Origin of the sequence: Mycolicibacterium tokaiense, assembly GCF_010725885.1 — a bacterium.
Taxonomy (GTDB): domain Bacteria; phylum Actinomycetota; class Actinomycetes; order Mycobacteriales; family Mycobacteriaceae; genus Mycobacterium; species Mycobacterium tokaiense.
Genome location: NZ_AP022600.1, coordinates 2,967,740 through 2,991,730, shown reverse-complemented (window position 1 = coordinate 2,991,730; position 23,991 = coordinate 2,967,740). Strand labels below are relative to the sequence as shown.

Annotated in this window: 23 protein-coding genes; 13 read left to right on the top strand and 10 right to left on the bottom strand. The window is 68.0% G+C overall.

Features of this window, described 5'->3' with window-relative positions:
* Nucleotides 1-3: 3 nt before the first annotated feature.
* Genes G6N58_RS14515 through G6N58_RS14490 form a run of 6 tightly spaced genes read right to left on the bottom strand, consistent with a single transcriptional unit; the run spans nt 4 to nt 6,773 of the window.
* Entirely contained in the window at nt 4-435 is a 432-nt protein-coding gene (locus G6N58_RS14515; protein WP_115278230.1) for a VOC family protein, read from the bottom strand.
* 38 nt (nt 436-473) lie between these two features.
* Entirely contained in the window at nt 474-1,703 is a 1,230-nt protein-coding gene (locus tag G6N58_RS14510) for an aminotransferase class III-fold pyridoxal phosphate-dependent enzyme (RefSeq protein WP_115278231.1), read from the bottom strand.
* Nucleotides 1,700-2,740 carry a transketolase family protein gene (locus tag G6N58_RS14505; RefSeq protein WP_068915351.1) on the bottom strand — a complete coding sequence of 347 codons (1,041 nt, stop codon included), beginning with the start codon at nt 2,738-2,740 and terminating at the stop codon, nt 1,700-1,702. Before G6N58_RS14505 ends, G6N58_RS14510 begins: the two co-directional genes overlap by 4 nt.
* Nucleotides 2,737-3,561, bottom strand: a complete 825-nt coding sequence (locus G6N58_RS14500) for a transketolase (RefSeq protein WP_083230554.1) — start codon at nt 3,559-3,561, stop codon at nt 2,737-2,739. The genes G6N58_RS14505 and G6N58_RS14500 overlap by 4 nt, the downstream gene beginning before the upstream one ends.
* An 18-nt stretch (nt 3,562-3,579) precedes the next feature.
* Entirely contained in the window at nt 3,580-5,754 is a 2,175-nt protein-coding gene (locus tag G6N58_RS14495) for a N,N-dimethylformamidase beta subunit family domain-containing protein (protein ID WP_147289315.1), read from the bottom strand.
* Complete coding sequence (locus G6N58_RS14490; protein ID WP_068915349.1) at nt 5,739-6,773, bottom strand: extracellular solute-binding protein; 1,035 nt, start codon at nt 6,771-6,773, stop codon at nt 5,739-5,741. The genes G6N58_RS14495 and G6N58_RS14490 overlap by 16 nt, the downstream gene beginning before the upstream one ends.
* A gap of 239 nt (nt 6,774-7,012) precedes the next feature.
* Here G6N58_RS14490 and G6N58_RS14485 point away from each other — a divergent pair, with 239 nt between their 5' ends.
* The 9 genes from G6N58_RS14485 to G6N58_RS14445 all read left to right on the top strand — a co-directional run bounded on the left by G6N58_RS14485 (nt 7,013) and on the right by G6N58_RS14445 (nt 16,322).
* The gene (locus G6N58_RS14485) at nt 7,013-7,969 is read left to right on the top strand and encodes an ABC transporter permease (protein WP_197746423.1); all 957 of its coding nucleotides are present in this window, start codon (nt 7,013-7,015) and stop codon (nt 7,967-7,969) included.
* Nucleotides 7,966-8,772: an ABC transporter permease gene (locus G6N58_RS14480; protein ID WP_068915347.1), complete on the top strand. Its 807-nt coding sequence runs from the start codon at nt 7,966-7,968 to the stop codon at nt 8,770-8,772. The genes G6N58_RS14485 and G6N58_RS14480 overlap by 4 nt, the downstream gene beginning before the upstream one ends.
* A complete protein-coding gene (locus G6N58_RS14475; protein ID WP_068915346.1) occupies nt 8,765-9,847 on the top strand; it encodes an ABC transporter ATP-binding protein in 1,083 nt (360 codons plus the stop codon). The genes G6N58_RS14480 and G6N58_RS14475 overlap by 8 nt, the downstream gene beginning before the upstream one ends.
* Nucleotides 9,844-10,473, top strand: a complete 630-nt coding sequence (locus tag G6N58_RS14470) for a class II aldolase/adducin family protein (protein ID WP_115278234.1) — start codon at nt 9,844-9,846, stop codon at nt 10,471-10,473. The genes G6N58_RS14475 and G6N58_RS14470 overlap by 4 nt, the downstream gene beginning before the upstream one ends.
* The gene (locus G6N58_RS14465; protein WP_115278235.1) at nt 10,470-11,411 is read left to right on the top strand and encodes a carbohydrate kinase family protein; all 942 of its coding nucleotides are present in this window, start codon (nt 10,470-10,472) and stop codon (nt 11,409-11,411) included. The genes G6N58_RS14470 and G6N58_RS14465 overlap by 4 nt, the downstream gene beginning before the upstream one ends.
* A gap of 74 nt (nt 11,412-11,485) precedes the next feature.
* Nucleotides 11,486-12,223: an IclR family transcriptional regulator gene (locus G6N58_RS14460; RefSeq protein ID WP_115278236.1), complete on the top strand. Its 738-nt coding sequence runs from the start codon at nt 11,486-11,488 to the stop codon at nt 12,221-12,223.
* A gap of 55 nt (nt 12,224-12,278) precedes the next feature.
* Nucleotides 12,279-14,000: an N-acyl-D-amino-acid deacylase family protein gene (locus G6N58_RS14455; protein ID WP_115278237.1), complete on the top strand. Its 1,722-nt coding sequence runs from the start codon at nt 12,279-12,281 to the stop codon at nt 13,998-14,000.
* A complete protein-coding gene (locus G6N58_RS14450; protein ID WP_068915341.1) occupies nt 13,997-14,317 on the top strand; it encodes a hypothetical protein in 321 nt (106 codons plus the stop codon). Before G6N58_RS14455 ends, G6N58_RS14450 begins: the two co-directional genes overlap by 4 nt.
* A gap of 130 nt (nt 14,318-14,447) precedes the next feature.
* Nucleotides 14,448-16,322: a glycoside hydrolase family 15 protein gene (locus G6N58_RS14445; RefSeq protein WP_115278238.1), complete on the top strand. Its 1,875-nt coding sequence runs from the start codon at nt 14,448-14,450 to the stop codon at nt 16,320-16,322.
* Nucleotides 16,323-16,350: 28 nt separating this feature from the next.
* Here G6N58_RS14445 and G6N58_RS14440 read toward each other — a convergent pair whose 3' ends face one another.
* The gene (locus tag G6N58_RS14440; protein WP_115281512.1) at nt 16,351-16,968 is read right to left on the bottom strand and encodes a TetR/AcrR family transcriptional regulator; all 618 of its coding nucleotides are present in this window, start codon (nt 16,966-16,968) and stop codon (nt 16,351-16,353) included.
* Nucleotides 16,969-17,193: 225 nt separating this feature from the next.
* Between G6N58_RS14440 and G6N58_RS14435 the strand changes: the two genes are divergently transcribed.
* Both G6N58_RS14435 and G6N58_RS14430 read left to right on the top strand, forming a co-directional pair.
* Entirely contained in the window at nt 17,194-17,796 is a 603-nt protein-coding gene (locus G6N58_RS14435; protein WP_115278239.1) for an NADPH-dependent F420 reductase, read from the top strand.
* A 182-nt stretch (nt 17,797-17,978) separates the two neighbouring features.
* Complete coding sequence (locus tag G6N58_RS14430; RefSeq protein ID WP_163908171.1) at nt 17,979-18,392, top strand: nitroreductase family deazaflavin-dependent oxidoreductase; 414 nt, start codon at nt 17,979-17,981, stop codon at nt 18,390-18,392.
* Nucleotides 18,393-18,588: 196 nt separating this feature from the next.
* Here the strand turns inward: G6N58_RS14430 and G6N58_RS14425 are convergent, their stop codons facing one another.
* Both G6N58_RS14425 and groL read right to left on the bottom strand, forming a co-directional pair.
* On the bottom strand, nt 18,589-19,425 hold the full coding sequence (locus G6N58_RS14425; protein ID WP_115278241.1) for a DUF559 domain-containing protein: 837 nt from the start codon (nt 19,423-19,425) through the stop codon (nt 18,589-18,591).
* A gap of 142 nt (nt 19,426-19,567) precedes the next feature.
* Nucleotides 19,568-21,193: a chaperonin GroEL gene (gene groL, locus G6N58_RS14420; RefSeq protein ID WP_068915336.1), complete on the bottom strand. Its 1,626-nt coding sequence runs from the start codon at nt 21,191-21,193 to the stop codon at nt 19,568-19,570.
* A gap of 235 nt (nt 21,194-21,428) precedes the next feature.
* Between groL and G6N58_RS14415 the strand changes: the two genes are divergently transcribed.
* Entirely contained in the window at nt 21,429-22,451 is a 1,023-nt protein-coding gene (locus G6N58_RS14415) for a YncE family protein (RefSeq protein ID WP_115278242.1), read from the top strand.
* Here the strand turns inward: G6N58_RS14415 and G6N58_RS14410 are convergent.
* Complete coding sequence (locus G6N58_RS14410; RefSeq protein WP_115281513.1) at nt 22,414-22,953, bottom strand: TetR/AcrR family transcriptional regulator; 540 nt, start codon at nt 22,951-22,953, stop codon at nt 22,414-22,416. The two genes, G6N58_RS14415 and G6N58_RS14410, sit on opposite strands and share 38 nt — an antisense overlap.
* A gap of 139 nt (nt 22,954-23,092) precedes the next feature.
* Here G6N58_RS14410 and G6N58_RS14405 point away from each other — a divergent pair, with 139 nt between their 5' ends.
* Nucleotides 23,093-23,989: an SDR family NAD(P)-dependent oxidoreductase gene (locus G6N58_RS14405; RefSeq protein WP_115278243.1), complete on the top strand. Its 897-nt coding sequence runs from the start codon at nt 23,093-23,095 to the stop codon at nt 23,987-23,989.
* Nucleotides 23,990-23,991 lie beyond the last annotated feature (2 nt).

The following is a 23,991-nucleotide window of genomic DNA, read 5'->3' as shown; positions in this document are numbered from 1 at the left end:
ACGCTACGCGTAGGAGTTGGGACCCAGGGATCCGTGCGTGTCACCGTGGTCAGCGGGGCCGCCGCCGTGGAACACCGCTTCGACGTTGTTGCCGTCCGGGTCCCGCACGAAGGCGCCGTAGTACTTCTCGTGGTACTCCGGCCACAGCCGCGGCTCGTGCAGCGGCTCAGCACCCAACGCCAGCGCAGTCCGGAAGAAGGCCTGGACATCGGCCGCCGATGACGCTGCGAACGCGATGTGGGTCTCCCGGTTGGGTCCGGTGACATCGCCCGCACCGGCGTCGGCGATCCAGAACGTCGGGTGGCCCTCGGTGCCGTAGCCGACGGCCTCCCCGACATCCATCTGCCTGCTGTACCCGAGCACGCGCAGAACACCGTCGTAGAACTCTTGCGACTTCGGCCAGTCGCTGCAGTTGATTCCGAAGTGATCGATCACGTCGTCATCGTATGTTCGGGGTCCGACACCCCGCGGCGTTACACCACGTCTGCGAACGCGTCGTCGGTGCGGGCGAGGATCGCGTCGATGACGTCGTCGGTGTGCGCGGCCGACAGGAACCAGTTATGCCACGGGTGCAGGTACACCCCTCGGGTCGCGGCGGCCTCGGCCCACGCGCGAGCCAACCGGAAGTCGGGGTCATCGGCGAAAGACAGCATCGGCATCTGCACCGGCCCGGTCTGGTTCACCACGAAGCCGTGCGACGCGGCCTGCGCCGCCAGGCCGTCACGCAGGCGCCGGCCGGCGCGCTCCATGATCGGCAGCGCCTCACCCTTGCGCAGCTCGGTCAGCGTGGCCAGCGCCGCGGCCAGCGGCAGCGCCCCGGTCCAGAACGACCCGGTGACGTAGATCGAGCGCACGGCCTCGCGCAGCGCGTCCGAACCGGTGACGGCACCCAGCGGCTGCCCGTTCGCCAGCGGCTTCGAATACGCCGCCAGATCCGGCCGCACCCCGATCGGCTCCCAACTGCCACCGAGATCCAACCGGTGGGTGCAGCGCACGTCGTCGAGCACCAGGACCGCACCGGTGCGATCGGCCAGCGCGCGCAACCCGCGTGCGAATTCGATGTCGACCATCTCCTGGTCGCGCTTGATGTCGTGGCGCATCGGGCACACCAGGATTGCGGCGAGATCCTCGCCTGCCTCCTCGGCCGCGGTGACCGCCGACGCCAGGTCGTTGTACTCGTAGTGGATCAGGTGCTCCTGATCGGAGGCCACGATCCCCTCACCGCGCAGCGCGCACCAGGGCACCGCGCCGTGGTAGGCGCCCTGGGCCACCAACACCTTGCGCTTCCCCGTGGCCGCACGTGCAGTGGTCACGCAGGTGGTCACCGCGTCGGTGCCGTTCTTGCAGAACAGCGCCCAGTTCGCCGCCGGGATGGTGTCCACCAGGAGTTCGGCGTACTCGACCGCCAACGGGCTGGTGCCGTCTAGGCAGTCTCCGCGGCCGAGTTGGTCGACGATGGCTGCGTTCACCCCAGGATGGTTGTGTCCGAGGATCATCGGTCCCCAGCTGCACATGAGGTCGAGGTATTCGCGGCCGTCGGCATCGACGACCCGCGCACCGTTCCCGGACCGCATGAACTGCGGGTGGGTGTCGCTGAAGGCTGCCACGTTCATGTGGCCGTACATCCCCCCGGGGATCACCCGGCCGGCCCGGCCCCGCAGGGCCGATTCTTGTTCGCCGAGAGCCTGGCGTGTGGAGGTCATGGGTGGGTCCTGTCCTGGTCGAGGAGCTCGCGTGCCACGTCGGCGATGCCCGCGCCGTCGAGCCGGTAGTGGGCGTAGAGGGCGGCGGGCGGACCCACCGGGACGTGTTCGTCGGGGACACCATGACGACGGAAGCGTGTCGAGAGTCCCTCGTCGGCAATACATTCAGCCACGGCGGAGCCCAGACCGCCGGCGAGGTTGGCCTCTTCGACCGTCAGCACCGCCGGGGTCTGCCTGCAGGCGTCGCGCACAGCATCCCGATCCAACGGCGCCACCGTCCACATGTCCACCACCCGCACCGACACCCCCTGCTCCGAAAGGCGCTGCGCAGCATCAAGACTGGGGTGGACGGTGGAACCGGTGGCGATCAGCGTGAGATCGGATCCCTGCCGCAGAGTCTCGGCCCGGCCCAGCGTCAGCGCGGGGGGCCGGTCATAGACCTCGGGATCGCGGCCGCGGCCCAGCCGCAGGTACATCGCTCCCGGATGGTCCAGCGACACGCGCAGCAGGCTGCGCAGATGGTTGGCATCAGTGGCGCACACCACGGTGAGATCGGCGATGCTGCGCATCATGGCCAGATCCTCGAGGCTGTGGTGGCTGGTGCCGTAGAAGCCCATCGACATCCCGGAGTGGTGACCGACCACCCGCACCGGCAGCCCGGGATAGGCGCAGTCTGTGCGGATCTGTTCTGCGCACAGCAGCGCGGCGAACGAGCCGAAGGTCGCCGCGAACGGGATCAGCCCCTCGGCCGCCATGCCCGCGGCCATCGTCACCATGTTCTTCTCGGCGATGCCCACGTTGACGAAACGGTCGGGGAAGTGCACGGCGAAATCCGTTGCCCTGTTGGATCTCCCGAGATCAGCGGTCAGGACCACGATTCGCGGGTCGGACTCGGCCAGCACGGCGAGTTCCTCACCGAAGACGAACGCCGGGATGGCCCGCACGTCGGTGCCGTCGGCCGAGCGTGCGTCCTTGAACCCGACCGAAGCGGTCCCGTTGAAGATCTCCGACTGGTCCTGGGTCTCTGTCGAGCTCATCGGGTCAGCTCCTCCATCACATCGTCGTAGTCGGCGCCGACGAGGTTGCCGACGTGCCAGTCGGGGCTGAGTTCCATTCGGGCAACGCCTTTGCCCTTGATGGTGTCGGCCACGATGAGCTGCGGGCGGTCACCGCCGCGCGGGGCGAGCTCCGCGAATGTGGCGCGCAGAGCCTCGAGATCGTGGCCGTCGACACGGTGGGTCTGCCAGCCGAACGCCTCGAAGCGGGCGTCGATCGGTTCGGTGCGCATGATGTCGTCGACGCGGCCGTCGATGCCCAGCTGATTGTTGTCGACGATCGCAACGAGATTGCCGAGCCGGAAGTGGGCGGCCGACATCGCGGCCTCCCAGATCTGCCCTTCGGCCAGCTCCGCATCACCGAGCATCACCCACGTGCGGTTGTCCCTGCCGGCATGCCTGGCGGCCCAGGCCATTCCGACTCCGACCGACAGTCCGTGCCCGAGCGATCCGGAGGAGAAATCGATCCCGGGGATACGTTTCATGTCGGGGTGGTCGCCGAACGCGCTGCCCAGCCGGGTGTAGCTGTCCAACTCGGCCGGATCGAAGTAGCCCAGATGCGCGAGCACGGGGTACAGCCCGATGGCGGCATGCCCTTTGCCGAGAACGAACCGGTCGCGGTCCGCCCAGTCGGGCCGGCTGGGGTCAAGGCGCAGTTCGTCGTAGTAGAGCGCGGCGAAGATCTCGGCGCAGGAGAACACCGCGCTGTAGTGACCTGCGCCGGCGATGCGGGTCAGGCGCAGTGTTTCGGTACGGATGAAGCGGGCGCGATCTTCGAGCACCGCGGTGGGGATCTCAGTCATTGTTCCTCGAGGGGTCGGTCACGGATGGGGAGCCACGAAACCCTGCTGATCGCGGAAGCGATCCAGGACGTTGGCAGTGAGCCGGGAGACTGCGTTGTCGCCGTCGTGATGTGCCATGGCGGTGGTCCAGCCGATGGAACCGACGGAGAACACAGCTCCCCCAGAAGAGTTGCCGAACAGGACGAGGTCGGAGCGGATGTTGGGATGCACCCCGGGTGGAGGGGCGGCGTACCCGTGATCCACCTCTTCGGGTGCCAACCCGATCCGTTCGGAGTGCCCCACCGACGATGCGAGCACCGCCGCGTGCGCCGGTGTGCCGAGTGCGGTGTCGGCCCGGTCGAACTCGTCGGCCGCCGCGCCTCCCAACCCCGGCCCGGCGTCGCCGAACACCTCGCCGGCGTCGGCACCGACTCCGGCGAACACCCAGGACACATCGGATTCGGTGCTGCGTGTGCTGCGGCGGTACCCGTGCCCCTTGTCGAAGCCCTGCGCGGTGAACCCCACCCCGACGAGCCGGTTCGGCGCCCGTCCGCGCATCCGCCACAATCCTCCCGGTTCGCCGGTGGCCGACAGGTGTTCCTCACCGGGAGCCGATACCCAGGTCGCCACTCCCGCGTGGCCGCGGCGGATCTCGATGGCGTCCGGGATCTCCGGGTGGCGTGCTGTCACCTGGTAGAAACCGTTGCCCCCCAGATACATCAGGCGCCCACCGTTGTCGGTGAAGGAGACGTAGGCGTTCAACATCGCCTCCGAGCAGTACTCGGGATGACTTCCGGTGAGGACCACCCGGTAGTGCGACAGCAGGTCCGTTCCGTCCCGGTCGATTTCGTCGTCGGTGACCACCGCGTAGTCCTCGCCGCGCGCGTCGAGCCAGTGCAGCAGCAGAAGATCCTGCGCAAAATGGCGGAAGCCGCGCGTGGTCGGCGTGTAGTAGTCCGGCCGGATGTTCACCATGGGGCGTCGGGTACTTGCGTAGAAGCATCCGCTGCCGTCGCTGTGGACGTCGTAGAGCGACCGCCCGAACTCCGGATGCCGCGCCAGCCAACGGTCGCGGTCATCGACGCCGCGGGCTTCGCCGTAGATCTGCAGGCGTTCGGCCTCGTACTCGGCGTACGTGCGCCAGTTCGCATAGGCGAGATAGGTCCAGGTGGGCAGGACCACCAGTACCGGCGACCGGTGCACCGCGGGTGTCACCACCACGGGGATGCGGTCGGCGTCGTCGCCGGCACTCAGCTTCAGCGCGTACACCCCGCTGGGCAGGGTGGCCGGCACCGACCAGGTGACATCCGGCGACCACCCGGCGTCGGCCAGATCATCGTCGTGCAGGTGAATACCGTCGAATTCCTCTGGCGCGAGCCGGAAGTCGCGCTCCCGACCGGTCCAGAACGGACCAGGGACGCCGCGCGCCGGGAGATGCTGGACCACGCCGCCGGCGGTGAGCCGGCCCCGGTCGGGCACCCGGGTTCCGCCGGGGTTGGTCGCGAGGTCGAGCACACTGGTGTGGGCGGGGTCCAGCACCGCCAGCGGATCGGCGCCCCGCGCCAGGTGGGAGCCGACGTCGCCGCTCCACGAACCTGCGACCACCGGCCGGGCGACCACGCCGTTGAACGTGGGCACACCCGAGTCCCCCGCGCTCCCGATCCGGATGACACCTGTGACCCGAGGGGGATTCGTATGTCCCTGCCCTGACACTGTGGTGCCATCGGGCCGGCGCAGATCCACCGTCACCGCACCCGTCCGGTGCACGTGAACGCTGAGGTGGTGCCACTGACCATCGACGACGCCGGCGGACACGCGCACGACCTCACGGCCGTCCGCGCTGACCGTGCAGCCATCCTCGGCGATGGTGACGCTCACGGTGCCCACGGTGCACAGCGGTCGCGGGTGCGCCGTGGTGGCGGTGGGCTTGAACCACAGCGCGAGCCCGACCTCATCGAGGGCAGCCTCCAGCGTCGCCTCGATGAACGAGCCGGAGACGGTGGTCTGTACCCGTCCGGGCACCAGAGCGGTCACGTCGGATTCGATGCGCTCCTCGAGCAACTCCATCCCGTGCCGGGGACCACCGCCGCGGCGCAGCCGGACGATTTCGGCCTGTACGCGCGGATGTTCGGACGACACCGCGAAGCTCACATCGGCGCCGGCGCGGACCGACAGGCTGTCTGCGTAGCCGACCAGCCTCACTGGTTCACCCACTCGGTCCACCTCTGGGTGGCTTCATCGCGATTCTCGGCCCACCAGGTGTTGTCCCGCTGCACCGCGGTGCCGCGTGACTGCGGGCCGTTGACGAATTCGCGGATCAACGGGTCGTCGGAGACGTGGGCGGCCGAGTTCATCGGCTGGTAGGGCAACCGGTCGGCGATCGCCTGCTGATTGGGTTGCGCCATCAGTGCATTGATGAGGTCATAGGCGCCGTCGAGGTTGCGCGCGCCCTTGACGATGGTGATCGCGTCGAAGAACAGCAGCGGCTGATCCCATGCGACGCCCAGGTCGGCGCCGGCGGCCGCGGCGTCGTAGGCCCGTCCGGGCCACGCCAGCATCATGTCGATCTCGCCGGACTCCAGACCCTGGGTCTGCTGCGCGCCGGTGGTGTAGAACCGGGTGGACGAACGGATCTGGTCGAGCTTGGCGAAAGCACGGTCGTAGTCGAGTGGGTAGAGCTGGTCGCCGGGCACCCCGTCGGCCAGCAGCGCGGTCTCCATGCCGGCGTCCTTGGCGAAGTTCATGATGCCGCGGGTGCCGGGGAACCTCTCGACATCAAAGAAATCGGCCCACCCGGTGGGCGGATTGGCGCCGTAGGTCTCTTTGTTGTAGACCAGCAGCATCGCCGATCCGATGATCGGCACCCCGCAGTCGGTCAGCAGGTCCGTGTCCAGGCCCGTGGTGTCGAGCCGGTCGAGATCGAGTTCCTCGAACAGGGTGCCGCACCCGGATATCGCGTTGTAGGGAGTGGAGTAGTAGACGTCCCAGGTCGGGTTACCGCCCTGCACCATCGCCGTCAGCTTGGCCTCGTTGTTGGGCGACTCCTCGGCCACCGTCATCCCCCGCGACTGCAAGTCGGGATAGGCGTTCTCGGCGAAGATCTCGGCGAGCGTTCCGCCGGTATTGGCGAAGACCACGGTCTGGGAGTCGGCGGACGACGACGCGAACAGCGGCCCGACGCATCCGGTCAGCCCGACTACGCATGCGCCGGCCAGTGCAGTGATGGTGGTCAACGGCTTTCGATTCGCCACTGCTCGCCTTTCGCGTTTTGTATTGTGAAATGCGATTTACTATATGCAAAGCATAGAAAGATCGGCTGTGGCCCGTCAAGGGCACGGGGAAAGTCATAAACCATTGTCGATGAGCATGTTTCATCAATGTTGCAAATGTTCTTCATGACCTTGACACTGTTGCTGGCATCGGGTTGTCTCAGAAAGACGAAACCGATTTTGCATTGCAAAATCGGAACACCATGACGAGGAGTGCCATGGCGGTGACCGAGCCGGCTCGCGCGGCCGCGACCACAGACCCCCGCGACGGACCGAGCGCTGCACCGGAACCCCCGGCGTCCCGCGGGAATCGCCGGACCCTTGCCGCCCTGCTGCTCGCCGTCCCCGCCGCAGTGTGGTTGCTGCTCTACTTCGTCATCCCCTCCGTGCAGCTGTTGCTGACTTCGCTCACCACACCGGAGCCCGGACTCGGGAACTACACCGCCATCGCCGACGGCGCCGCGGTCAGCATCATCGTGCGCACGCTGGTGATGGCCGTCGTGGTGGCGATCGTCTGCGCTGTCATCGCCTACCCGTACGCCTACCTGATGACCATCGCCACCCCGCGGTGGCGCGCGATCCTGCTGATCCTGGTCCTGGTACCGTTCTGGACCTCGCTGCTGGCGCGGACATTCGCCTGGGTGGTGCTGCTTCAGGACGGCGGCTTGGTCGAAAAGGCCTTCGCCGCACTCGGATTGGGCTCCGTCCAGCTTCTCGGCACCCCGGTCGGGGTCACTATTGCGATGGCCCAGGTGATGTTGCCCTTCATGGTGTTGCCGCTCTACAACACCATGCGCGGCATCAACCGCCGTCTCGTCGACGCCGCGCTGTCACTGGGCGCCCACCCGGTCCAGGCCTTTCTTCGGGTCTACCTGCCGCTGTCGTTCCCCGGACTCGCCGCGGGCGCAACCCTGGTGCTCGTGCTGTCCCTCGGGTTCTACGTGACGCCCGCGCTCGTCGGGTCACCCCAGCAGTCCATGCTGGCGCAGTACATCGGCGTCCAGGTCAACGAACTGGTGAACTTCGGCGGCGCGGGTGCGCTGGCGTTGACCCTGCTGATCGTGACACTGCTGCTGTTGGCCGCGGTCCAACTGCTCACCCGGCGCCGCAGCGGTTCCCAGCGTTCACTCACCACCAGCACCTTCGGAGGGACGGCATGACGGGCAGCACCACCCTGCGCCGGGTGCTCACAGCGTTTGCGGTACTGATCGCCATCTGGCTCGTGGTGCCGGTCCTCATCGTGATCCCGATCAGTTTCTCGGGCGAGAACAGTTTTGCGTTCCCACCGGCGTCCTGGGGCACCGAACACTACGTCACGTTCTTCACCGAGCGCAGTTGGCTGACCTCGCTGTTGGTGTCGCTGCAGCTCGCCGTGATCGTCACCGTGATCGCCACCGTGCTGGGGACCATGGCGGCATTCGCGATCGTTCGGATGACCCGCGGAAGTGGCGCTCTGGAAAGGTTTTTCACCGCCCCACTGATCGTGCCGGGCATCGTGATCGCCGTCGCGCTGTACGTGGTCTTCCTGCAGTGGGGACTGATCGGCACCGCCACGGGATTCATCGCCGCCCACACCGTGCTCTCGCTGCCGTTCGTGGTGGTCAACGTCGCCAACGTGTTGCGCACCTATGACCGCACCCTCGACCGCGCCGCTGCCATGCTCGGTGCCTCGCCGTGGACGACGTTCCGGGTTGTCACGCTGCCGATCATTCGGCCCGGGGTGCTCTCCGGGGCACTGTTCGCCTTCGTCACCTCCTTCGACGAGGTGGTGGTCTCACTGTTCGTGCAGTCACCCCAGCTGCAAACTCTTCCAGTCCGGATGTTCACCTCCATCACCAACGAGGTCGATCCCACCATCGCGGCGGCCTCCACGGTGGTGCTCGTCGTGTCCACCCTGGTGCTGGGAATGGCCGGCCTCGCCCGCCGCACCGGCACCACCAGTAGGAGCACAGACAATGCCTGACATCACAACCGGAGCCGGCATCGAGGTGACCGGCTTGACCAAGGTTTTCAAGAACGCGGTCAAGCCCGCCGTCGATGCGATCAACCTCGACGTGCGGCCCGGAGAGTTCATGACGCTGCTCGGCCCCAGCGGGTCGGGCAAGACCACGGTGCTGAACATGATCGCCGGATTCGAGGACGTCACGGCGGGCCGGATCCTGCTCGACGGGCAGGACATCGCCCAACACCCGCCGTACAAACGCAACCTCGGCATGGTGTTCCAGGACTACGCGCTGTTTCCACACATGACCGCCGCGCAGAACGTCGCATTCCCGTTGCAGCGCCGCAAGATCGGACGTGAGGAGACTGCCCGCCGGGTGGCCGAGGCGCTCGAGGTGGTGCGCCTGGGATCTCACGGTGACCGGTTGCCCTCCCAGCTCTCCGGCGGCCAGCAGCAGCGGGTGGCGTTGGCGCGGGCGATCGTGTTCCGCCCCCGGGCGCTGCTGCTCGACGAGCCGCTGGGCGCCCTGGACAAGCGGCTGCGCGACTCCCTGCAGCTCGAGATCGCGCGGCTGCATTCGGAACTGGGGATCACCTTCGTCTTCGTCACCCACGACCAGGAAGAGGCGCTGGCGCTCTCGGACCGCATCGCGGTGTTCCGTGACGGGCGCATCGAGCAGGTCGGCACCCCGACCCAGCTCTACGAGACACCGGCTTCCCATTTTGTGGCGACCTTTCTGGGCGATTCGAACGTGTTCTCTGGCACCGTGCGCGGCGGAGTGCTCGACACCGGCAGCTCCGCGCTGCGCTGTGAGGGACCCGACGGGCCCGGCACACTGATTGTGCGCCCCGAACGGATGACCATCGGCGCCAACGGTTCCACTGCGCACAACCGGCTCAGCGGCACCGTGTCCGGAGTGGTGTACCAGGGTGCCTTCCGCCGCATCCTGGTGGACTTCGACGGCGGCCCGCGAGGCATGGTCCGCGACGGGACCGACGCACCGACGGTGACCACCGGCGACCGGGTGGACGTCAGCTGGGACGTCGCGCATTCCGTGCTGGTGGCTGACCACGACAACACCGTCGTGACAACATGAGCAACGACCTCGACCTCGCCCGACGCGCGGTGGCCGAGGCAGGACGCCGGATGACCGCCGACGGTCTGGTCACCGGGACCGCAGGCAATGTCAGCATCCGCGTCGGAGACCTGGTAGCCGTGTCCCCCTCGGGAATGGACTACCAGGCCATCGGGCCCGAGGACGTCTGCGTCGTCGACCTGGCCGGCGCCACGGTCGACGGCCCGCACCGACCCTCGTCCGAGACACCACTGCACCTGACCGTCTACGCCAGCACCGATGCCCGTGCCGTGGTACACCACCACGGGCTGCACAGCACTGCTGTTTCGGTTGCGCTGCAGTCACTTCCCGCGGTGCACTACTACATCACGCGGCTGGGCGGCCCCCCGCGCGTCGCGCCGTACGCCACCTACGGCACACCGGAGTTGGCCGCGGCGGTCGAGTCCGCTTTGCAGGGCCGCACCGCGGCGCTGATGCAGAACCACGGTGCGGTCGCCTACGGCGACACGCTCGACCAGGCCTACGACCGCGCGCATCTGGTGGAATGGCTGGCGCAGCTGTACACCACCGCCGCGCCGCTGGGAAGGGTGCGCATCCTCAGCGACGACGAACTGGCGGCGGTTGTCGCCCGACGGGAGCAATCGTGACGGTCATCTGTCTGGGCGCCCACATCCTGGACATCCTCGGCAGACCGGTGACTGACATACCCCCGGGGCAGGGCCGTCGGGTGCTCGACGAAATCAAGATCACCGCGGCGGGTACCGCCGGGGGCACCGCCGTGGATCTCGCCAAACTCGGCGCCCGCGTTGCCTCCATTGGGGCCGTGGGTGACGACGCCGCCGGCCGGATGCTGCGGCTACTTCTCGAGGACCACGGTGTCGACACCGCCGGTCTGGCCGAGAAGCGCGGCGCCGCAACGCCGTCGACCATCCTGCCGATCCGGCCGGACGGCTCACGCCCCGCCCTGCACGCACCGGGCGCGATGAACCGACTGACCGCCGACGACGTCGACCTCGACAGCGTCGCCCACGCCGACGCGCTGCACATCGGCGGCCCGGACGTGCTGGGCGACTTCGCCGCCGACGCCCTGCCGCGCATCGCCGAGCACGCCGGCGCCCACGGCACGGTCGTCACCATGGACCTGCTCAGCGTCGGTCGCGCCGACCTGCTCACGGACCTGGCCGACCTGTGGCCTCAGGTGCACCACTTCCTGCCCAACGACGACCAGTTACGGGCCATCACGGGATCCGACGACCTCACCGAAGCCGCCGAGAAGCTGCTCGCCCTCGGTGTCGGCACCGTTGTCGTGACCCGCGGCGCCCAAGGCGCACTGCTGGTCTCAGGCGAGGGCACCCACGAGGTGCCGGCGCTGACCGTCGACGTCGTGGACACCACCGGTTGTGGTGATGCGTTCTGCGCCGGCTACCTCGTCGGGCTGCTGTCCGGTGAACCGCTCGTCGACGCGGCCCGGCTCGGGATCGCCGCGGCGTCACAGGTCGCCCAAGGGCTGGGCTCCGACGCCGGAATCGTCGACCTTGCCTCCACCGAGGCGCTGAGGGCGTCCGTCGGGCGTGGTGGCTTGTAGTGTCTGTCCTGCCCGAGGGCAGAGGAGGAGTGGTCACAGTGCCAGAGGGGACACGGGGTAGCGAACCTGTTCGCGTGCTGGTCAAGGCCATGGCCGTGCTGGAGTTGCTGGCGCAGTCGCCCGAGCCGCTGAGCCTGGGCGAGATCGCCACCAAACTCGAACTGAACAAGAGCACCTGTTATCGGATCCTCGACACGCTCGCCGCCGGCGGGTTCGCCGAACGGCCTTCCTCCGGCCTGTACCGCCTCGGCATTGGCGCGTTCCGCATCGGCGCTGCGATGAATCGCCACATGGACGTGCGCGAACGGACTCTGCCCGCCATGCGCCGACTGTTCCGGGTGACGGGCGAAACGGTGTTCCTGCTGGTCCGCCGTGACAACGAAGCGGTGTGTGTGGAACGCCTCGACGGGCGTTATGCCACCGCCCACACACTGTTGATCGGCGGCTCGCTGCCACTGCATACCGGCGCCGGACCCCGGCTGCTGCTGGCGGCGATGTCCGACGGTGACCGCAAGGCGTACCTCGACGGCGCTTTCGCCAAGGCCGTCGGCGGCTCGGAGGAGGCGCGCACGCGGCTGGCCGATCAGCTCGACGACATCCGGTTGGCCGGCTACGCCGTCAGCGACGATGACGTCGAGGTCGGGGTGCGCGCCATCAGCGCGCCCGTCCGCAACCTCGACGGCGAGGTGATCGCCGCGCTGAGTATCAGCGGCCTGACCGCTCATCTGCCCGACAGCGAGCTCGCCGCCAACGTGGAGCTGCTAACCGGAGCCGCCCAGGAAGCCTCCCGGGCCATGGGTCACCAGGGCTGAGCCGGTCCGCCAAGGCGGCCCGGCGGCGCACCGGCCGGTAGTACCGTGCTTCGGTATGACACCTGAGCTGGTCATCCGCAACGGCACCATCGTCGACGGGCTCGGTGGTGAACCGTACGTCGGCGATGTGGCGGTGACCGGTGCGGTGATCACCGCCGTCGGCGCCGTGGCAGAACGGGGCCGCCGCGAGATCGATGCCACCGGACTGTTGATCACGCCCGGCTTCGTGGATCTGCACACCCACTATGACGGCCAGGCCATCTGGTCGGACCGGCTGGTCCCGTCGTCGGCACACGGCGTGACCACCGCGGTGATGGGCAACTGCGGGGTCGGGTTCGCGCCGTGCCGCAGCGAGGATCACGACGTGCTGGTGGACGTGATGGCCGGGGTCGAGGACATCCCCGGCGTCGTGATGACCGACGGGCTGCCCTGGACCTGGCAGACCTTCCCGGAGTACCTCGACGCGCTGGCCGCCCGCCGGCTGGACATCGACGTGGCGGCCTACCTGCCCCATTCGCCGCTGCGGGTGTACGTCATGGGCCAGCGGGGTGCCGACCGGGAACCGGCGACACCGGCTGATCTGGCACGGATGCGGGAGCTGGCCGCCGAGGCGGTACGGGCGGGGGCTTTGGGTTTCGCTTCCTCGCGGTTCGCCTTCCACAAGACCGAGAGTGGTTCTCCCATACCGAGTTACGATGCCGGCCGCGACGAGCTGGAGGCCATCTTCGCCGGTGTTGTCGACGGTGGCGGCGGGCTGATCCAGTTCGTGCCCGACATTCCGGCCGGCGGCTTCGAGAAGGTCCTGGGTCAGGTGTTCGACGTGGCCGGCGAGGCCGGTTTGCCGGTGACGTTCTCGCTGCTGACCGGCAACGTCGGTGATCCCCTGTGGCCGGAAGCCATGGCGTTGATCGAGAAGTACAACGCCGCGGGCGGGTCCATCACCGCGCAGGTCTTCCCGCGCCCGATCGGTCTGGTGGTCGGGCTGGAGCTGACCGCAAACCCCTTCGTGCTGTATCCCAGCTACCAGGAGATTGCCGAGCTGCCGCTGGCCGAGCGGGTGGCGCAGATGCGCAAACCGGAAGTGCGCCAGCGCATTCTCGGCGATTCCCCCGGCGCCGGGCACCCGCTGCTGTACCTGGCCCAGGCCTGGGACTGGATGTTCCCCCTCGGCGAGCAGCCTGACTACGAGCCCGACGCCGCGACGAGTGTGGGCGCCCGTGCCCGGGCACGCGGCGTCAGCCCCTTGGAGGAGGCCTACGACCGCCTGCTCGACGACGATGGGCACGCCATGATGATGGTGGCGATGGCGAATTTCGAGAACAACTCGCTGGATACGGTCGGACGGTGGATGCGTCGCGACGACGTGGTACTGGGCCTCGGCGACGGTGGCGCTCACTACGGAATGATCTGCGACGCAGGGTTTCCCACGTTCGTGCTGACCCACTGGACCCGGGACCGCGACCACGGCCGGCTCACGGTGGCCGAGGCGGTACGGGAGCTGACGTCGGTTCCGGCGCGCGTGGCGGGACTGGCCGACCGAGGCCGTATCGCACCGGGCTACAAGGCGGATTTGAACATCCTGGACCACGCCGCCATGCGGGCACACAAGCCCGAGATCACCTACGACCTGCCCGCCGGCGGCCGGCGCCTCGACCAGCGGGCCGACGGTTACGTCGCCACCATCGTCTCCGGAGAGGTGATCGCCGAAGACGGCTGCCCCACCGCCGCACGGCCGGGCCGGCTGGTCCGTGGCCGCCAACCGGCGCCCACAGCATGAGCGTCAAGGTCGAACTGGACACGCTGGCAGAAACCCTGGCCGACTATACGTTCGCTTACCTGATCACCGTCGGTGAGGACCACCGCACCCACGTGATGGCCGAGGTACCGGTGCTGCGGGACGGGGTGTTCGAGCTGGCGTCGGTGGGTAACAGCACTCGGCGCAACGTGCACGCGTTCGACACGGTCACGCTGGTGTGGCCGCCCCGTCGACCGGATGGCCTCACCTTGATCATCGACGGCCGCGGCGAGGTGGGCGACGGCCTGCGGGTGATCCCCCTGCGTGCGGTGCTGCATCGCGCGGCAACACCTCAATAACATTGACCATCAATATTTTTGAACTGGCTGTAGTCAAAGTAATTGCTGCAGAACGTATTACGTGAAACAGCCATAGAAACCGGGCAGAACGGGTACCAACCGAGCATCCCTCGACCCTCAAGGACTGCCTGTGCCCCATCGCGTCACCCGCCCGTTCGGCGTCAGCACCACCCGCCCCCTGCGACCCCATGACGGGTTCCTGCCGATCGAGGACCACGGATTGATCGGCGACGGCAACACGTGTGCGCTGGTAGGTCGCGACGGTGCGGTGCCCTGGTTGTGTGTGCCGCGGTTCGACGCCCCACCGCTGTTCGCCTCCCTGTTGGATCGCGACCGCGGGGGTGTGTGGTCCATCGCACCGGCCGGCCCCTTCGAGGCCGAGCAGCGCTACCACGACGACACTGCCGTGCTGACCACCACGCTGACCACGCCCGACGCGGTGGTGGAGCTCACCGACTTCTTCGCGATGCGCTCGGGCGCCGACCTCACCGAGATCGTGCCGTCCGGCCGCGGTCAACTGGTGCGCATCGCGCGGGTGATCTCCGGATCGGTGGATCTCGACATCCGGTTCAGCCCTTTCCGGGTGACGTCGTTCGGACGCATCGGCAACGCCTGGACGGTCGACTCACCGGACCATCCAGGGTTGCCTCTGCAGCTGCGTACGTCGCATCCGCTGCAGCACCGCAGCGACGACACCCTGGCGGCGTCGGTCGCCCTGCGGGCGGGCCAGTTCTACGAGTCGGTACTCACCTGGTCGCCCGACAGTCAGGTGCACATCGGGGTGTCGGCACAGGAACTCGCCCACCGCACCGCTCAGGTCTGGCGGCGCTGGGCCGTGGGCATCGACTACGCCGGGCCCCAGCATCACCTGGTGCGGCGCTCGGCGCTGACGCTCAAGCTCCTCGATCACGCCTCCACCGGCGGCATCATGGCCGCGGCCACCTCGTCGCTGCCGGAATGGGTTGGTGGAGAGAGGAACTGGGACTACCGCTACACCTGGGTGCGTGACGCCGCCTTCTCCACCTACGCGTTGCGCCGGATCGGGCTGACCAGCGAGGCCAACGCGTTCCTGTCCTGGACGCTGACCTGCGCGGAGCGCGACGGCGGGCCGTCGATCATGTACGCCCTCGATGGGGGCCAACCACCCGCGGAGACCAGCGACCCCGTACTGCGCGGCTGGCGAGATTCGGCACCCGTGCGGTGGGGCAACGGCGCCGCCGGGCAGACCCAGCACGACGTGTACGGCGAACTGCTGGACGTGGCCTACCAATGGGTGCGGGCCGGCGGCGCCGTCGACGACCATCTGTGGTCCATGATCAGCAGCTTGGCGGACACGGCGATTGGCAGCTGGCGCACCCCCGATCACGGCATCTGGGAGATCCGCGCCTCGGGGCGGCCGTTCACCTATTCGGTGGCCATGTGCCAGGTGGCGGTGGACCGCGCACTGCGCATCGCCGAGCTCACCGGGCGCGGCTGCCCCACCGGCCGTTGGCGCAGTGCCCGCGACGAGATGGGGGCGATGCTGCGTGAGCACGCGTGGGACCCCGAGCGCCGCACGTTCACCGAACAACTCGCCATCGACGGCGGCGCCCGCGGCGGCCTGGACGGTTCACTGCTGGCGTTGCCGTTGCGCCGGGTGGTCGCCTTCGACGACCCGCGGATGGTCGCCACGGTGGACGCGGTGCGCCGCGAGCTCGACGCCGGCGACGGCCTGATCTACCGCTACCGCCACGACGTGTCCGCTGATGGCCTGGCCGGCGAGGAGGGCGCCTTCCTCCTGTGCTCGTTCTGGCTGGTGGACAACCTGACCGGGCAGGGCCGCCTCGACGAGGCTCTGGAACTCTACGACTCGTTGTGCGCCCGGGCCAATCACCTGGGGCTGCTCAGCGAAGAGATCAACCCCCGCGACGGGTCGTTCCTGGGCAACTTCCCGCAGGCCTTCAGCCACATCGGCGTGATCGCCAGCGGGTACCGGCTGGCCCGCGCGATCGGGGACGGTCGCTGACGCCCGGGCTCGGCATGATCGCTGTCCATCAAAGACAACGACGTTTGAGCTCTCTACTGTTGGCGGCCAGCACTTCATCGGACAGCTCGGGATCGGCCTCGGCGACCGCGCGGGCGATGAGTTGTGCGCCCACCAACTGGCTGAACACTGCGATGGCCTGCTCCCGCGCCCTGCGTGCATCAAGCTTGGCTCCGGTCGGCTTCGCGCTGCCCCGGAGTAGGTCGGTGATCGCGGCGAGGTAGCCGTGCAAGCCGCGGCGGTACTGCCTCTGAGCCTCAAGACCGTGCCGGCCTGCGTCGGCAGCCAGCGCCACGGAAGCACATCCATCTTCGGGGTGGTCGCGGTGGTAGGTGCTCAGGTAGCTGTCGAAGATCGCATTCAGGGCCGCGCGGCCGGAGCGGGGATGAGCCCTGATCAAGGCATCGACGGAATCCAACGAAGCGGTGAAGCCCTGGTTGAGGACTTCGAGGGCGAGGTCTTCTTTCGACGAGAAGTGGTTGTAGAACCCGCCATGAGTCATTCCGGCCGTCTTCATCAGCTCGTCGATGCCCACCCCATCGATCCCACGCGCCCGAAAGCCCTGGCCCGCAGCGGCCACGATGCGCTCGCGGTTGCGCTCTTTCTGCTGCCGTGAAACACGGGGCATCTGACCCACCCTTTCTGAGCTGCACATCGGTCATCTCCGGCACGCGACGTACCCATCGATGTCATCCGTCATCAAAAACAATGTTAGCCCAGTCGGCGGCCCCGAGAAGCTGCAGCTGTCTCGATGCACCCTGGGTCAGCTTGACGATTATTGATGACGAATGACAGCATTAGGCCTACCGTTATTGATGACGATAGACATTAAAAATCGAAATGCGGACGAATCATGAACTGTGGAATCATCGGTGCCGGCACCATTGCCCGGGCCCTCGCCCAACATCTGGTAGCGGCCGGACATCGCGTGGTGTTGAGCAACAGCCGCGGTCCCTCCACGTTGGGCGAGGTGGTAGCCAACCTGGGGCCATTGGCTTCGGCGGGGACGGCCGCGCAAGCCGCGAAGGCTGACATGGTGTTTCTCACGGTGATGTGGCCCGACATCCCGGCGGCCTTGGCTGGCCTGCCACCGTGGGACGGACGCATCCTGGTCGACACCACCAACCAGTTCGCCCGACTGGACCCGGTCGAGGTGGCCGACCTCGGCGATCAGACCGGAAGCGAGTGGGTCGCTGGTCTCGCGCCGGGCGCCCGTGTGATCAAAGCATTCAATACGCTGTTCGCCCAATACATTGCAGCCGACCCGCGCCACCCCGCCGGGCGCCAACTCCTGTTCTACGCCGGGGACGACGCCACAGCGAAGACAACTTTCCGTGACGTGGTCGACGGTTTCGGTTTCGCCCCGGTCGACATCGGAGGCCTGCGGGACGGCGGCCGGCTGATGCAGGTCGGTGGTGGCCCGCTCTCAGGGCTGCATGCCCTGAGACAGGACTGACCCGAATCCCCGTCTCTCCGCGCCGCACCATCGGCAAGGTCGTCATCGAAACATGACTCCGGGCCCCTCACGCCGGAAACCGTCTTGAAGTGGAAGCGATGGCTACGGCGAACGGCCGCCAGTACGAACCATCCGTCAGCTCAAGCCTGTGTCCAGGAACCCATCCCCACGAAAGGCACGACATGGCCGACCCCGAAGAGATGAACGCGACACTGATCGAAGAATTCCGCGCCAACAACGGCAAAGTCGCCAGTTTCGGCGACGTGCCCCTGCTGATCTTGCACAGCACGGGGGCCAAGACTGGGCTTGAACGCATCTCGCTGCTCGTCTATCACGATCTGGGTGGGAGCTGGGCCATCTTCGCCTCCGCCGGAGGGGCGCCCACCAACCCAGCTTGGTATCACAACGTCGTCGCCAACCCCGATGTAGAGATCGAGGTTGGACGCTTCACGCACAAAGCCACAGCGCGGGTGGCCAGTGAGGCTGAGCGGCAACGTATCTGGGATCGCCAAAGAGCAATGATGCCCCACATTGACGAGTTCGCAGCCCGCTCCGGCCGCGTCATCCCGGTGATCGTTCTCGATCCGGTGTCGTGAGTGCAGCGTTGTCCCCTTGACGCAGAACCCGACTCGTTGTGGCCCTCGCGGAGATGGGCGTACCAAGGGGCGCGATGATCCTCCCTCCCGGCCGCGGGCCGGCGATCCCGCGTTGGCGGGCGCAGATGTCAGTTTCGAGCGTGGGCGCTGTGCACGGTCCCGCCCCAGAATCTGTGCATGTCCCCCACGGTCGAGCTCAGATCGGGCAACCACGGGCACGCAAGGCGACACGTGCCCGCTCGATAAACACCTGCGGCCGTCGCAGCATCGGCGCGCTCACCCGGATGACGATCCAGCCCATCGCTTCGAGCAGGGCGATGCGCTCGATATCCCACTCCCGCTGCCTCGCGTTCTCCCAGTGCTGCACGCCGTCGTATTCAACGGCCACTTTCCAGGTGCGCCAACCCATGTCCACTCGGATGAACGGCTGACCGTACGCGTCGTAGAACTCGATCTGCGTCTCCGGCCTCGGCAGACCCGCAGCCCTGAGCAACAGCCGGACCTGCGATTCCTTCGGCGACTCGGCACCGCCGTCGCACAGGTCGAGAACCGCGCGTAGCTGATCGACGCCACGGACCCGTCGTCGGGCACCAGCGAGGTCGACGACCTCGGCGAGGTCAAGCCCGGTTGCCCTGATCAGGGCGTCGAGGACGGGCACGGCGGCGTCGCACGGGCGCAGCCTGCCGATGTCGAAAGCGGTGCGCGCGGGAGTGGTCATCAGCATGCCCCGCCGGGAACAGACGTCACCGGGCACCAGCTGCCAGGAATGCGCGACGATCCCGGTCTGACTATGCCGATCGGGACGGATGATTTCTGCCGGTGCCGCAGGGTCGAGCCACTTCGTCCCGAACACCGCCGCGGCAGAGAGCCCGCCGAGGACCGCTCCGGTGGCCAGCCACGCGGCCCGGGCCCGCAATCGCGCAGTCAAGCGGGCCAGGTACACATCGCGGTAGATCGGCCGGTGGGCGCGCGCAAGTCCACGCCGTGTCAGTTCGCCGCGCCGGACCGCGGCACTTCCGATGAACGGTTCCATGACCGCACCGTGGAGGTCTGCACCGACGAACGTGGGCTTCCCGCACGGTTTTCCACCCCAGCCTGTGCACAGAACCCACACTCGGGACAGCGCAAGAGGCCCCGGTGCGCCAAGCGCACCGGGGCCTCCCGAAGAGCAGGACTTAGAAGTCCATACCGCCCATGCCACCGGTCGGGTCGCCCGCAGGTGCGGCGGCCTTCTCCGGCTTGTCGGCGACGACGGCCTCGGTGGTGAGGAACAGCGCCGCGATCGAGGCTGCGTTCTGCAGCGCCGAGCGGGTGACCTTCACCGGGTCGGCGACGCCGGCCTTGAGCAGGTCCTCGTACACGCCGGTCGCGGCGTTGAGGCCGGTGCCCTGCGGGGAGTTGGTGACCTTCTCGGCAACCACGCCGGGCTCGAGGCCCGCGTTGAAGGCGATCTGCTTCAGCGGGGCCGACAGCGCGACGCGCACGATGTTGGCACCGGTGGCCTCGTCACCTTCGAGCTTCAGCTCGTCGAGCGACGGAGCCGACTGCAGCAGAGCCACGCCGCCACCGGCGACGATGCCCTCTTCGACAGCGGCCTTGGCGTTACGCACGGCATCTTCGATGCGGTGCTTGCGCTCCTTGAGCTCCACCTCGGTGGCAGCGCCGGCCTTGATCACCGCAACACCGCCGGCCAGCTTGGCCAGGCGCTCCTGCAGCTTCTCGCGGTCGTAGTCGGAGTCGCTGTTCTCGATCTCGGCACGGATCTGGGCCACCCGGCCGGCGATGGCGTCGGAGTCACCGGCGCCCTCGACGATGGTGGTCTCGTCCTTGGTGACGACGATCTTGCGGGCGGTGCCCAGCAGCGCGACGTCGGCGGTCTCCAGCGAGAGGCCGACCTCTTCGCTGACGACCTGGCCACCGGTCAGGATCGCGATGTCCTGCAGCATGGCCTTGCGGCGGTCACCGAAGCCCGGGGCCTTGACGGCCACCGACTTGAAGGTGCCGCGGATCTTGTTGACCACCAGGGTGGACAGGGCTTCGCCCTCGACGTCCTCGGCGATGATCAGCAGCGGCTTGCCGGCCTGGATGACCTTCTCCAGCAGCGGCAGCAGGTCCTTGACGGTCGAGACCTTGGAGCTGACCAGCAGGATGTAGGGATCCTCCAGGACGGCTTCCTGACGCTCGGCGTCGGTGACGAAGTAGCCGGAGATGTAGCCCTTGTCGAAGCGCATGCCCTCGGTGAGCTCGAGCTGCAGGCCGAAGGTGTTGGACTCCTCGACGGTGATGACACCCTCGTTGCCGACCTTGTCCATGGCCTCGGCGATCAGGTCGCCGATGGTCTGGTCACCGGCGGAGATGCCGGCAGTGGCGGCGATCTGGTCCTTGGTCTCGATGGCCTTGGCGCTGGCGAGCAGGCCTTCGGTCACCTTTTCCACGGCCTTCTCGATGCCGCGCTTGAGGCCGAGGGGGTTGGCGCCGGCAGCGACGTTGCGCAGGCCTTCGCGAACCAGGGCCTGGGCCAGCACGGTGGCGGTGGTGGTGCCGTCGCCCGCGACGTCATCAGTCTTCTTGGCGACCTCTTTGACCAGCTCGGCGCCGATCTTCTCGTACGGGTCCTCCAGCTCGATCTCCTTGGCGATGGACACACCATCGTTGGTGATCGTGGGGGCGCCCCACTTCTTCTCCAGGACAACGTTGCGACCCTTGGGGCCCAGCGTCACCTTTACCGCGTCGGCGAGGGCATTGAGGCCCCGCTCGAGGCCGCGACGGGCCTCTTCGTCGTACGCAATGGTCTTAGCCATAACGAAGTGAATCCTCCGGATATGTTCTGGCACGGCCAGGGCGACCGCGTGCGTGTCGCCCCATAAGCTGCGGTCGGGTGCAGTGCCCGCGACGGACGGTCTGGGTGTGCGACCCGACCTCACCTTGCCGACCTAGCACTCGCGAGGTGCGAGTGCCAATGTCATTCTTAGCACTCGCCCATGCCGAGTGCAAGGAAACACCGGATGGCTTTCCGGTTCGTGCCACACTCCCACCATGGGTGCCCGCAGGCCCGGGCTGAGGAGGACCGGTGGCGTAGCCGCCGGGCTGGCGGCCGCGCTCACCTTCGGCTCGGTCGCCTTCGTCGACGGCCCGACACGCATCGAACCCGGCCCCTGGACACTGACCCTCGACCGGCCGATCGGCGAGCTGGCCTACCTGCCCGCCACCCACACGCTACTGGGAGTCGGCGACGGCGCCCTGATGGTTGTCGATCCCACACAGCCGGGGCCGCCGCGGGTGATCCGGGTGAAGACCAATCGGGCCGGCGGCACCGTCGCAGCGGACCCGGCAACGGGTACCGCGTGGGTGGGCAACGGCGACGACACACACGGCCTGCCGAGCCGGATGCTGTCGATCCTCGACCTCACCTCCGGCCGCTTCGTCGAGACCAGGCTGCTGTCGGCGCCGGTGGCCGATCTGGCCCTCGATCCACGGGCTCGACGCGCATACCTCCTGCACCGGCCTTTCGCCGCAGCGCCCGCCGGAATCACCGTGCTGGATGCCGATTCCCGGCAGGAGCTCGCCGAGGTGGACCTGAACTTTCCGGCGGACCGACTGATCCTCACCGCGGACGGAGCCACGGCCGTCGTCACCGGCGGGCCGGATGCCGCCATGCTGTCGACCCCCGATCTGGGCGTGCACCGTCTCGACCTACAGGCCCGCTCGGACGTCGTCGCGGCACTGGACCCCACGTCACCCACGGGTTACCTGCTGTCGGCCGACACTGCCTACACCGTCGACCTGACCAGCCGGGCGGTCAGGACAGCGCCGTCACCCGCGGCGCCCGGGCGCGGACAGTTGGCGGTGGGCGCGGACGGGAGCCTGATCATGGTGGCGGCACCCCGGCTGGTGGTGATGGATCCGCGCTCGCGCCGAGCGATCGCGTCCGGCCCCATCACCGACCGCGACGGTCAGGTGGTTGTCGACCCCGCCACCGGCACCCTCTTCGTCACCGGCGTCGGTGGCAGCTCCGTGCACGTCATCGGGTCGCGAGGCCGTCCACGATCACCTCGGTGATGCGGTCGGCGACATCGGGGCCGTACAGCTGGGAGGTCTTGCAGACCAGCAGCAGCGCCTTGACCTCCATGACGCCGACATCGGTGCGCACGGTGCCGGCGTGCTGCGCGGCGATGAGCAGCTCGTCGAGCATGCCGATGAAGGTGGCCTCCGCCCCCGGGGCTGCTGCTTCCAGATCGATGCCGTAGCCGGCCAGTGCGTCCACCAGCCCGCTGTCGGTGGCGCCGGTGCGCACCATCTGGCGCAGGAACTCGAACAGCGCCTCACTCGGCCCGGCGGAGGACAGCAAGGCTCGGGCGTGCTCGGCGATGCGGCGCAGCCGGTCCTCGAAGACAGCCCCGAACAGGGCTTCCTTGGTGGGGAAATGGCGGTAGACCGTGCCGGCACCGACGCCGGCGCGGCGGGCGATCTCGTCGATGGGCACCGCCAGCCCTTCGGCCGCGAAGGTTTCGTAGGCGACCTCGAGCACCTTGGCGCGGTTGCGGGCCGCATCGGCACGCATCGGTTTTTCCGCGAGGACCGGCATGTCCTGTTCGCTCACAGCGCACCTCCTTTAACCGGGGCCGGCGTTCCGTATAGTTGAGCCAAGCGGGGCGTACGCCCCGGTTTATCCAGAGTACTCGCCGACCAGGAGAACAGACATGACCTCGTGGAGCACCGCCGACATCCCCGACCAGACCGGCCGCATCGCCGTGATCACCGGCGCCAACACCGGGCTCGGATTCGAGACCGCCAAGGCGCTGGCCGCCAAAGGCGCCCATGTCGTGATCGCCGTCCGCAACACCGACAAGGGGGTGCAGGCCGCCGACCGGATCTCCGGCGCCGTGTCGGTACAGGCGCTGGACCTGACCTCGCTGGACTCGATCCGCACCGCCGCCGACCAGCTGAAGGCCGATCACCCCAAGATCGACCTGCTGATCAACAACGCGGGCGTCATGACCACACCCAAGGGCACCACCCAGGACGGCTTCGACCTGCAGTTCGGGACCAACCACCTGGGCCACTTCGCGCTCACCGGCCTGCTGTTGGACGCAATGCTGGACGTCGAGGGCGCCCGCATCGTCACCGTGAGCAGCAACGGCCACAAGATGGGCGGCGCCATCCACTGGGACGACCTGCAGTGGGAGCGCTCCTACAACCGAATGGGCGCCTACTCCCAATCGAAGCTGGCCAACCTGATGTTCACCTACGAGCTACAGCGGCGTCTGGCGCCGCGCGGCAAGACCATCGCTGTGGCCGCGCACCCCGGCACCTCGAACACCGAGCTGGCCCGCAACCTGCCGGCCGCCGTCCTACCCGCCATGAACGCCGTGGCAGGGGTCATCGCCCAGAGCGCCGCCGCCGGGGCGCTGCCGTCGCTGCGCGCGGCCACCGACCCGGCCGTGCTCGGCGGCCAGTACTACGGACCGGCCAACCTGGCCCAGTGGCGCGGCGCCCCCGTCGTCGTCGCCTCCAGCGACCGGTCCTACGACCTTGAGCAGCAACGCCGGCTGTGGACTGTCTCCGAAGAGCTCACCAAGGTGACGTTCCCCGTTTAGCG